The sequence below is a fragment of the Peribacillus sp. P4_D6 genome, from assembly GCF_056401795.1.
In genome coordinates this window covers 1-9347 of record NZ_JBFUIQ010000138.1, presented here as the reverse complement: position 1 = coordinate 9347, position 9347 = coordinate 1, and the positions used below count along the sequence as shown (strand labels likewise).

General features: G+C 40.3%; 13 protein-coding genes. 7 read left to right on the top strand and 6 right to left on the bottom strand.

Going from position 1 to position 9347, the window contains the following annotated elements; translation table 11 throughout:
• The 3 genes from AC1DVB_RS23005 to AC1DVB_RS22995 all read right to left on the bottom strand — a co-directional run.
• The coding region (locus tag AC1DVB_RS23005; protein ID WP_477591120.1) for a YheC/YheD family protein at positions 1–908 on the bottom strand (908 nt) is incomplete at its 3' end.
• 3 nt (positions 909–911) lie between these two features.
• The gene (locus AC1DVB_RS23000) at positions 912–1982 is read right to left on the bottom strand and encodes a YheC/YheD family endospore coat-associated protein (RefSeq protein WP_477591118.1); all 1071 of its coding nucleotides are present in this window, start codon (positions 1980–1982) and stop codon (positions 912–914) included.
• A 16-nt stretch (positions 1983–1998) separates the two neighbouring features.
• A complete protein-coding gene (locus AC1DVB_RS22995; RefSeq protein ID WP_057275783.1) occupies positions 1999–3360 on the bottom strand; it encodes a YheC/YheD family endospore coat-associated protein in 1362 nt (453 codons plus the stop codon).
• A 270-nt stretch (positions 3361–3630) separates the two neighbouring features.
• Here AC1DVB_RS22995 and AC1DVB_RS22990 point away from each other — a divergent pair, with 270 nt between their 5' ends.
• From AC1DVB_RS22990 to AC1DVB_RS22965, 6 genes are all read left to right on the top strand, one after another.
• The gene (locus tag AC1DVB_RS22990; protein ID WP_477591116.1) at positions 3631–3816 is read left to right on the top strand and encodes a hypothetical protein; all 186 of its coding nucleotides are present in this window, start codon (positions 3631–3633) and stop codon (positions 3814–3816) included.
• Positions 3817–4052: 236 nt separating this feature from the next.
• Positions 4053–4397, top strand: a complete 345-nt coding sequence (locus AC1DVB_RS22985) for a hypothetical protein (RefSeq protein ID WP_477591114.1) — start codon at positions 4053–4055, stop codon at positions 4395–4397.
• A complete protein-coding gene (locus AC1DVB_RS22980; RefSeq protein WP_057275786.1) occupies positions 4397–4621 on the top strand; it encodes a DUF445 family protein in 225 nt (74 codons plus the stop codon). Before AC1DVB_RS22985 ends, AC1DVB_RS22980 begins: the two co-directional genes overlap by 1 nt.
• A gap of 73 nt (positions 4622–4694) precedes the next feature.
• Positions 4695–5051 carry a YlbF/YmcA family competence regulator gene (locus AC1DVB_RS22975; RefSeq protein ID WP_034314741.1) on the top strand — a complete coding sequence of 119 codons (357 nt, stop codon included), beginning with the start codon at positions 4695–4697 and terminating at the stop codon, positions 5049–5051.
• 147 nt (positions 5052–5198) lie between these two features.
• On the top strand, positions 5199–6065 hold the full coding sequence (locus AC1DVB_RS22970; RefSeq protein WP_057275891.1) for a Cof-type HAD-IIB family hydrolase: 867 nt from the start codon (positions 5199–5201) through the stop codon (positions 6063–6065).
• A 114-nt stretch (positions 6066–6179) separates the two neighbouring features.
• Entirely contained in the window at positions 6180–6452 is a 273-nt protein-coding gene (locus tag AC1DVB_RS22965; RefSeq protein WP_222620128.1) for a transcriptional regulator SplA domain-containing protein, read from the top strand.
• Positions 6453–6727: 275 nt separating this feature from the next.
• On the opposite strand, the gene AC1DVB_RS22960 is transcribed toward AC1DVB_RS22965, so the two are convergent.
• Positions 6728–6883, bottom strand: coding sequence for a hypothetical protein (locus tag AC1DVB_RS22960; protein WP_477591113.1), 156 nt, complete (start codon positions 6881–6883; stop codon positions 6728–6730).
• 194 nt (positions 6884–7077) lie between these two features.
• The gene (locus AC1DVB_RS22955) at positions 7078–7530 is read right to left on the bottom strand and encodes a DinB family protein (protein WP_477591111.1); all 453 of its coding nucleotides are present in this window, start codon (positions 7528–7530) and stop codon (positions 7078–7080) included.
• Positions 7531–7833: 303 nt separating this feature from the next.
• Here AC1DVB_RS22955 and AC1DVB_RS22950 point away from each other — a divergent pair, with 303 nt between their 5' ends.
• Positions 7834–8229 carry a hypothetical protein gene (locus AC1DVB_RS22950; protein WP_323597920.1) on the top strand — a complete coding sequence of 132 codons (396 nt, stop codon included), beginning with the start codon at positions 7834–7836 and terminating at the stop codon, positions 8227–8229.
• A gap of 199 nt (positions 8230–8428) precedes the next feature.
• Here AC1DVB_RS22950 and AC1DVB_RS22945 read toward each other — a convergent pair whose 3' ends face one another.
• On the bottom strand, positions 8429–9307 hold the full coding sequence (locus AC1DVB_RS22945; RefSeq protein ID WP_191929090.1) for a dimethylarginine dimethylaminohydrolase family protein: 879 nt from the start codon (positions 9305–9307) through the stop codon (positions 8429–8431).
• Positions 9308–9347: the final 40 nt, after the last annotated feature.

Genomic DNA, 9347 nt, shown 5'->3' with positions numbered 1-9347 from the left:
GGGATGCCCTGCTGCACGATCAGATTCTCGAGCGGGCGGTCGTGAAAAATGTGTTTAACGATGGATTCCAATGTTGAAAACCGTTGCAGTTTATTTTCTTTTGCTTCGTTTGTATAGCGGCAATAATAAACATTCTCATGCTTATCATAAAGAATTTGGTGAATCCCTAGACCGAGGCTGCCGTGAATGGGCTTTATATAAACTTGCCGGTAATGGGAAAGAAGGGTTTCCACCACGGATATGGATTGAAATGGATACGTTTCCGGCAAATAAGGCAGTGCCCGCTCATCTGCACATAACCTTTCATTTACATCCCATTTATTGAAAAATCCGGGGTTATACCATGGTATGGTATATATTTTTTGGAATTTCTGCTTCACTTCTTTAGGTCCTTCACGGTTTTCCGTCAACCGATTTGGTAGCCGGTCATAGATGACATTAGGAAAAGGAAATTCATAAATGTTCCAGTCATCTTTATCAAATACATAGCCTTTGATTGTCTCCTCATCCCAATTGATTACATTCTCTCCAAAAACAAAGGGAATACAGCCTGTGGTCTTGCTAAGCGAAAGGAGATTTGCGAAAAATTCAGATCTCTCCCCTAAAGGTTTGTTTGAAAGGCCCGTGAAGCCTGAGGAAAAGATTCCGACAAGCGGTCCGATATGGATGCTCTTGCCGTATATGAATAAATGAAGGGGAATATCGGTATGATCGAATAGTAGAGCTTCCGCAAGACTTTTCGATAGCACGATTGTTTGATTGACGGCCGGGTTTTGTTTGACGATGGCAGGACATGAATGCCGTCCGAAATAAATTAATTCAATCTCTGCCAAATCTCCAAGCTCTGAAGGGTAGTAGAGAACATTGCCAGGGATAGCGGCAATTTCGGCAGGATAAGTCTTTCTCACTTCCTATTCACCTGCTTTCTGAAGCTGTTCGGCTAAATACTGGCTATACTGAAACGGTGCTCGATGAATATCTTTCATGGTCTCCGGCTGTAGTGCCTGAATGATTTTCCTTCCAGGCTTCGAGTTAATGTCCATTATCCATATTTGGCCTTTTTTATCGATGCCTAGATCAATTCCCAACTCGAATAATCTTTCAAAGACAGCTTCGGTTTCAACGGGCAGGGTGCGAAGGATATGATGAATCTTTTGTTCGACAGCAATCGAAATCGTTTCCGGGTTTATTTTGTTGAAGGTATCCAATGAAATGGCTTCCCCGCCTGTGGCAAGATTTGAAGTAATTCCGTCTTTTTGTCCCGTACGAATTCCGCGGCCCCGTTCCATCCATTGATTCTTCTCGTTTTTTTGAAGTAAAATCCGTAAATCGAATGGCTCATTATTTTGGGTGCAAAGTTCTAAATATGGCTGGCAAAGATAACGGTATCGATTTAATAAATGCTGCAGCCATTTGTTAAGCTGAGATTTGGAGGAGAATGGGCGGTCATATTTGGTGCCCTTTTTCGTCATGGAAACCAGAGTCCCGTCTTCGGTTTTTGAAAGGAGATAGATTCCTGTACCGCCTGCACCGAATTCAGGTTTGATGATGATTTTATCCAGGCGTTCCAAATGCCCTATAATATCTTCAGGTGTCGTCACTTGTACGGTTTCTGGAAAAAATGCCTGTAGGTGTGGATGGTTTTTTAGGATTTGGTACACTTCCCACTTACCAGGAAGGCCCAGTCCTAAGAAATTCGAGTTATCTTTTAACCACTCGATTTTGTGTCGTGTTTCCGTTGACTCACGGACTAAACCGTGAAAACAGCGATCATATACAAAATCAGGTAAATCAAAAGATGTGGCGATCCAAGTTTCGTTCTCGGCATCAAAACGCTCGCCCCTCACTTTTTTCAGATCCATATCAATATTTTCCGGTGAGAATTTGCAAACTTTCATATTAAATGATTTAGCGGCTTTGGCTATTTCGGTGAAGTAGTTGTTTTCATGAGTATCCGACGCGGCCATTAATCCTATTAACACGTGCTAGCAACTCCTTTTATGGATGGTTTTCGCGGTTAAGGGCAAGCATGAAATCTATGATTGATTTTACTGATGGACGAAAGGTTTCATAGTTGCCTTGAAATTTTTTCGAAGGTTTTGAATTCACTTCGATGATCCATGGATGGGTATCGGTATCCAGTGCTAAATCGATCCCTAGCTCACCGAATGAATCGTCAAGGTTTTCGACTAAGGTCTCCGCAGTGTTTTTAGCCAGCCGGACGAGCTTTTGATATATGCGGCTGGCGTCCTGAAGTTCAAATGCTTCTTTTAGAAAATCCGGCCCATTTTTCATCAATCCGCCTTGTGCAAGATTGGAAACAATAGTACCAGGATCCCCAATCCGGGCAACCATTGATGTAACTTTCCATTCAAGCTGTTCGTTCCGGTGAAGCAGTATGCGGAAATCAACCTTTCTCTGATCGGTTTCGAATAGGGAAATCCCTTTTTGAAGAATGAAGGATCGTTTTCTGGAAAAATTTTTTAAGGTTTCAAACAACTTTTCATCCGTATCAGCAAAATGTACATTCTGGAGATGTCCGGATTGCTCGATTTTCCATTTTCCAGCTACTTGCGTTAATCTGCAAATATTCCTGCCTTGGCTGCCCGATGCGGGTTTAAAGTAGATTACCGAATGCTTTTCTATAAATGTCAAGAAAGGTTCCTTTTCGTTAAACAATATTGTCTCTGGCAAATTTGGCAATAGCTCATCCTCTAAGATCAGTAGTTCGTGTACATCATGTTTGGAGAGGAACCTTCCGTTGAACATCGGAATCGACCGTTCCTCCAGTTCAGTTTTAAACAGCTTGAAAGAAGGCGATTGCTCAAGTTTGCGCGAATGTATCCGGTTATAAAATACATCAGGGATGGGGAGGGGCAAGGCTTTCCAGCCACCTTGCCCTGGCAGGTAGCCTTCCACAACCCCATCTTGAAGAGACTGCAGTTTAACTAAATAGAAGGGGATGCCTTGCTGATTACAATATGATTTCATTTCCTGATAAAATTTTTCCATCTCGCCGAATGTCCCGTCTTGCAAGGGAGTCTGGTTCATGAGTGAAGCGAAGAATGGGCCTATTTTAATTGACCTTTCATCCGCATGGTATGAGACGGAGATTGGATCGGAAAAAACGGGTAAGGATAAAATTTGGTTCATATCATATGAAAGTTTCAATGTAGGCTGGGATGACGGGAATGGCTGGACAAGTACCGGGACGGAACGGCATCCAGCCATTATCGTTACGGGTTCTCCAAATTGAAGGTCCCATTCCTCAAATAATTTTTCTTCGATAAACAATAGCGCCTTCTTTCTAGTCTCTGCGGGATTTACCGTAATGTAAACTTTCTGATGGTCAAGGTTCATAATAATTCCCCGTTTGCACTAAGTTTGATATCCTTTAATAATTAAATGATGGGCAAATGTGGATAACACATTCTATGATTTTTTAATTAGAAGGTGTCATCAAGCCTTTATTTCAAGCAATAAAAGAAGAAATTTCATGGGTGAGTTTTGGGTAAAGATACTGTTTATGGTCGTCGTTGTTGCAGTAATAGGTGGCTTCACTAATTTATTGGCTATCAGAATGCTATTCAGACCGTATAAGCCAATCCATATTTTTGGGAAGCACCAGGGTTGATTCCGAAGCGGCAGGATGAGTTAGCTAAACAATTAGGCAAATTGGTGGTCGATCATTTAATCACACCAAGGAGCATTCAAAATAAAGTCATCAATGATGCCTCTATACAGAATATGAAAATTTTCGTCCAGGCAGAAGTAAAGAAACATTGTCCACACAAAAAGTACTGCTCAATTGCTTGATCAATTGGGAATGAAGAATTCTTCATTTAACGCTAGAACAGCGGTTACAAACATTCATTCTCGGTAAATATGAAATATGGTCGGAAGAGAACATGAGCAAGAGCTTGAAAGATATCGTCCCCCCCCGCACCTTCAGCAAAAAGCCCTCGACTCGATTCCTGCGTTGTCACATTTCATCGTGAAAAAGGGAAAAAGAATATTTTGACAGTGCGGAAGGCAAACGCCATCTTGAAGACATGTTGGATGATTTTTTCAAGGAACGGGGCAAGCTGATCAATTTAATTCAGCTGTTCATTGGAAACGAAAAGTTAATTGATAAGATTCAGCCGGAAATCATTAAATTTTTTGAACAATCGAGAACGATTGATATATTGTCAGTGATGTTGGTGAAAGAGTGGGGAAATCTCGAGAAATGGGATATAGAGAAAATCGAGGGAATGATCGGGAGAGAAACGATAAAAAAATGGATTACCGAAAAAACGGCTGAAATGCTGCCTGTCGCTTCGATCATGAATAAGCCGGTTCGAGAATTGGCTGCCGATTTCTCGGACATCATCGTGGAAAGGGCGTTCCGATTTTAGTGGAAAAAGTTGCCGAGTACGTAATCAATCATTTCCAGCCGCTATTCCAAAAACTGCATTTGGACGATATCGTGGAAGAACAGGTTTCGTCCTTTTCGGTGTCCCGTCTAGAGGAAATGGTCGTTTCCATCACTAAGGAATTGTCGATGATCACATGCATTGGGGCTTTGCTTGGTCGAATCATCGGTTTATTTCAAGGTTTCGTAACTGTTTTAATAGGATGACGTGTAATTCTCAATCGGATTTGTTATAGTGGAAAAGGTGTAGGAATACAATGATTACCGGGAGGGGAAATAAATGAGTAACGTATATGATGCAGCGTATGAAATGGAAAAGGCGATTAGGGCAAGTAATGAATATGCCGATTTGCAACGCTTATATGATCTTGTGAATTCTGATGAAGCAACAAAAGGAATGTTTGAAAACTTCCGTAATCTGCAAATGTCATTGCAGCAAAAGCAAATGATGGGACAGGAGATTGCACCGGAAGAGGTTGAGCAAGCACAAAAGACGGTACAGCTTGTCCAACAAAACCCAACCATTTCGCAATTGATGGAAGCTGAACAACGGATGAGCATGGTCATCGCAGACCTCAATAAAATTATCATGAAGCCGCTTGAAGATTTATATGGCTTGCCTGAGCAACAGCAATAAGCAGTTGGAGACTCCCTACTTTAATGGTTGGGGGTTTTTTTGTTCCCTGAAAGCACAAGTACAAGGGTCGTGAACCACTATTTGTTCTATTCTCGAAATTTTAGTCATAAATTTTGAAAGAGGATACAACAGATGGGAGAGATCAGCATGGTATATCGACTACTTGCGGTCAATATCGACGGGACATTGCTCCAGTCGAATGGCCGTTTAAATAAATCGACTAAAGAAGCAATAGATTATGTTCACCAAAAAGGTGTCCATGTTGCACTTGTGACGTCAAGAAACTATCACTCAGCAAAAAAAGTGGCCAAAGCCCTCAAAATAAATCCGATGATCGTTGCTCAGCAAGGAGCCTTTGTCGGAGCTTCCATGGAAAAGCCGATAATGGTAAAAAGAATATCAGAAGAACTGACTGCAGAGCTCGTGCAAATGCTTGAAAAGACCACGTGCCAAATATTGCTCATTCATGAAAAATACTCGCTGGGCAATCGGGTGAACCTCCCGGAGAATTTGCTTGGTAAATCGGTTATGTATTTGAATGACCAAAATATTTATGCTCAAAATTATGTGGATGATATCAGTGAAGAGCTTATTGATCAGCCGATGGCCCCGACGAAGATGGACATTATATTTCCAGAAAAAAATGCTCGAAATGATATGTTGAAATTGATAAAGGAAATGTTCCCTGAGGTAGATGCAGTCTTACACCCAGGACATAAACTGACAATCGTTCCGAAGGGTGTATCTAAATGGAGTGGTGTATTGTATTTAGCGGACCATTTAAAGGTGAAAAGAACGGAGATCGTCTCGATTGGCGATGGATTGGATGATATGGAGATGATTGCCGGTTCTGGTCTGGGAGTTGCCATGGGCAATGCGGATGAGGAAGTACGGAAAGTGGCAAAATGGGTGACGCGATCCAATGATCAAGATGGTGTTGCCTATATGCTTAGGGAGTTTTTCCGGAAACAGCATCCGATCGAATTTTTACAAAAAATGAATATGCTTAAGTGAATGGCGGGGTTCCTTCTGTTGAAGGGGCCCCGTTCAGATAACGCCGCTTGCGAGGTCTGTCATCTTTCATAAATAATTATAAGTTTCTTTCCATAAACTAAAGGAAAATCAGTAATGGAAAGGAAGAATTCAATGGGTGTAATCAATGCAAAAGAAGTGCAGGTCGGTGACGAGGTGTTTGTGATTTATAATAATCCCCATGTCCCTACAGTTTCGAATATCAGGGCAGCGGAAATTGTTCCGCACCCCAAAGATCCCAATGCAGTTGCCTTGTTCCTGAATGATACATTTCATACGATCGAGGATGATGATGCTTTGTTCACTTCGGAAGCCTCAGCGGAAAAAGCATACAGTGATTATATGGATAACCAGGACCAGATGACTTGAGAGGCGTTTACTCAGCTTTACGGGTGAACAGACGAAAGCCCACGCTATAAAAAGCGGGGGCTTTTTTTAATTTTATTCACGAGTATTTGCTGCAAACTCACGAGTAAAAGCATAAAATTCACGAGTAACGCTCGAATTCACGAGTATTTGCTGCAAACTCACGAGTAAAAGCATAAAATTCACGAGTAACGCTCGAATTCACGAGTATTTGCACCAAATTCACGAGTAAAAGCTAAAAACTCACGAGTATTTGCTGCAAACTCACGAGTAAAAGCTTAAAATTCACGAGTATTTGCTGCAAACTCACGAGTAAAAGCATAAAACTCACGAGTAACGCTCGAATTCACGAGTATTTGCACCAAATTCACGAGTAAAAGCATAAAATTCACGAGTATTTGCACTAAACTCACGAGTAAAAGATCGAAACTCACGAGTAACGCTCCGAATTCACGAATTAAAGCTCCGAATTACCGAGTAACGCTAGAATTTTATGAGTAAAAGCTAAAAACTCACGAGCATATGCTCCAAACGTACGTGCAAACGCACCAAAACTGTAATTTTTCGTCCTAAATAATAAAAACTGCCACTCCCATTTCAAGAAAAACAGGGTGACAGTTACTTACTCTTAGTTATTATTGGATTCTATGAATAATTTCATTGCGTGAATTTGGCCTATATGATTGGTTTCGTGCAAGACTACAAAATTAATGAATTCTCCCACTGTTTCCATTCCGTTGAAAGGCTGTGCTGTTTTTTCGGTCAATCGTTCTTCCGGAATTTCAAGAAGTCGATCAAGTTGTTCATGCAACTGTTGCTTCAATACTTCAACGGAAGGTACATCTCCGGTCCAGTTGGCTGGTTTTGAACCATATCCGAATAGCTGGCTGTAACTCTCTGGCAAATTACTGCTGGAGTTCAATAAAAACTTTTCCGCTGCAGTAAGGACATGTCCAATGTGCCAATGGATTGTATTATTAAAACCTTCAGGCTGCACATCCATGAACTCTGTATCGATTCCCTCAATTTCTTTTAAAAGATTGCTGCGCATGGCTGTCAGTTGATTTTTAACATAATTCATTTTATATTCCCCTTTCAATCTTGTATTACTTACCGCTACTCATGAAAATTATAGCAAGTATATTTCAATATTATCAAATTTTAGATAAGCCTTTTCAAAAAGGGGGGACTTATCAATTTACAATTTATTTCATTTTAAGGGGTGTAATTGTTGAATAATAATCGGAATATATGCATTGAAGGACATATGCCCAAGGGATAAAGGGTAAAAAATCGACAAACAATCCTATTACTCTTTTGCGTGGACTAGTATAATGAAAATATTGGATAATTAATCCATTGGGGTATAAGGAGATGACATGTAATGAAAAGGAAACCGCTCCTTGTTGGCCTTTGCTTATTATCAATAACGTTGGCTTCAGGTTGCACAACAAAGCAAGAACATATTTCCGTTCAAAAATATGAAGGTAAACACTACAAATTCGAAGCATATAAAGAAAAGATAGAATTGGGGAAAACAGAAAAAACCAAAGAAATAATAAAGAATGCCGATTGGGAAGAATTCGCGCTGGAGAAGGATCATCCTAAGGCGGACTTCATCTTTTATTTTAATGATCAGAAAAACGAAGGTGAAATTTCCGTATATTATGCCTGGGTTAATACGGATGAAAATATTGTAGAATTGACGAAGGACGAACATAGCCAGTATGTACAGTTAAATAGAAAGGATTCTGAAATTATATTAAGACTGCTTAATTGATGTATAGAGGAGATCCTTGCTTTCAAAAACTTCCGAACAAGCATTTTTTGAACTCTTATGTGCCCGACTATCATCAGAGTTATATAATGCAGCCAGCCTTTTTAAGGGGTGGTCGCAAATTCCATTGAAAATTAATGTTTGACAACAATAAGGTGAAAGAAACCGGACTTCCATAAAAGTCCGGTTTCTTCCATTCTGCTCAGGCTGAATCAGTCTTCTTTTTTGTTGTCCTCAATAGTGGCATGGTGCAACAACGGAAAGAGCCACCGGACTTGATGATTTCGCTTATATCGACTTCAATGACTTCATATCCGCGTTCACGAAGCTGACTATTTACCTGTTTATTACAGGGTAGACTGAATAATTTTTTATTCCCAATCGAAAGCACGTTGGTACCTAAAGTGAATTGTTCTTCTTTCGTCACTTCAATCATGTCATAACGTGAAGCTAATAAATCCATCTCTTTTTTTGTAAAGGACTCTGGAAAAATAAGCGCCTCTGTCGGTGATATGATATTGAAAACACAGTCTAAATGAAGGAATGTTTCAATGAAAGGAACCGCTATTACCTCGTATTCCGGTAATAAGGATTGAAGATGCTTGACGGATGTTTCATCCGTTCTTTCACTGATTCCAATATAAATGGTTTTTCCGTCAATAAGGACATCCCCGCCCTCAATATGATTTTTGAGGAGGTTGAAATATGAAATACCATTCGTTTCGAGCCAGGATTTCAATATTTGTTCTTCACCCTGCCTGATACCTGTTGCCAACTCAGCTACGTAAACGGTTTCGCCAAGAGTGAAACCGATATCTCTCGTAAAGACTTGTTCCGGATATGTAATTTGAGGCGGAAGTTTTATGACTTCAATCCCTTCATGTTCTAGAGCCTTTGTAAATTGTGCGTGCTGCTCCAAGGCGAGTGCTTGATCGATATTTTCTTCTTGAAACTCTTTTTGTGTTTCGTTAATGATCTCCCTGATCTCCATATAATGAGGTTCACAAACAATTACCCGTGATAGCTTTGAATATTCACTCGCACAATAAGCTTCTAGTTCTTCGTTTATTTTATTTACCATAAATGAGCTCCCTCTAAATATAATTGTATCTTTACTATCT

What these genes read in the sequence shown, in the direction of transcription:
- AC1DVB_RS22945 (WP_191929090.1), bottom strand. Translation starts at nt 9,307, where the DNA reads ATGGTAAATAAAATAAACGAAGAACTAGAAGCTTATTGTGCGAGTGAA.
- AC1DVB_RS22970 (WP_057275891.1), top strand. Translation starts at nt 5,199, where the DNA reads ATGGTATATCGACTACTTGCGGTCAATATCGACGGGACATTGCTCCAG.
- AC1DVB_RS22965 (WP_222620128.1), top strand. Translation starts at nt 6,180, where the DNA reads ATGGAAAGGAAGAATTCAATGGGTGTAATCAATGCAAAAGAAGTGCAG.
- AC1DVB_RS22985 (WP_477591114.1), top strand. Translation starts at nt 4,053, where the DNA reads ATGTTGGATGATTTTTTCAAGGAACGGGGCAAGCTGATCAATTTAATT.
- AC1DVB_RS22975 (WP_034314741.1), top strand. Translation starts at nt 4,695, where the DNA reads ATGAGTAACGTATATGATGCAGCGTATGAAATGGAAAAGGCGATTAGG.
- AC1DVB_RS22995 (WP_057275783.1), bottom strand. Translation starts at nt 3,360, where the DNA reads ATGAACCTTGACCATCAGAAAGTTTACATTACGGTAAATCCCGCAGAG.
- AC1DVB_RS22955 (WP_477591111.1), bottom strand. Translation starts at nt 7,530, where the DNA reads ATGAATTATGTTAAAAATCAACTGACAGCCATGCGCAGCAATCTTTTA.
- AC1DVB_RS22950 (WP_323597920.1), top strand. Translation starts at nt 7,834, where the DNA reads ATGAAAAGGAAACCGCTCCTTGTTGGCCTTTGCTTATTATCAATAACG.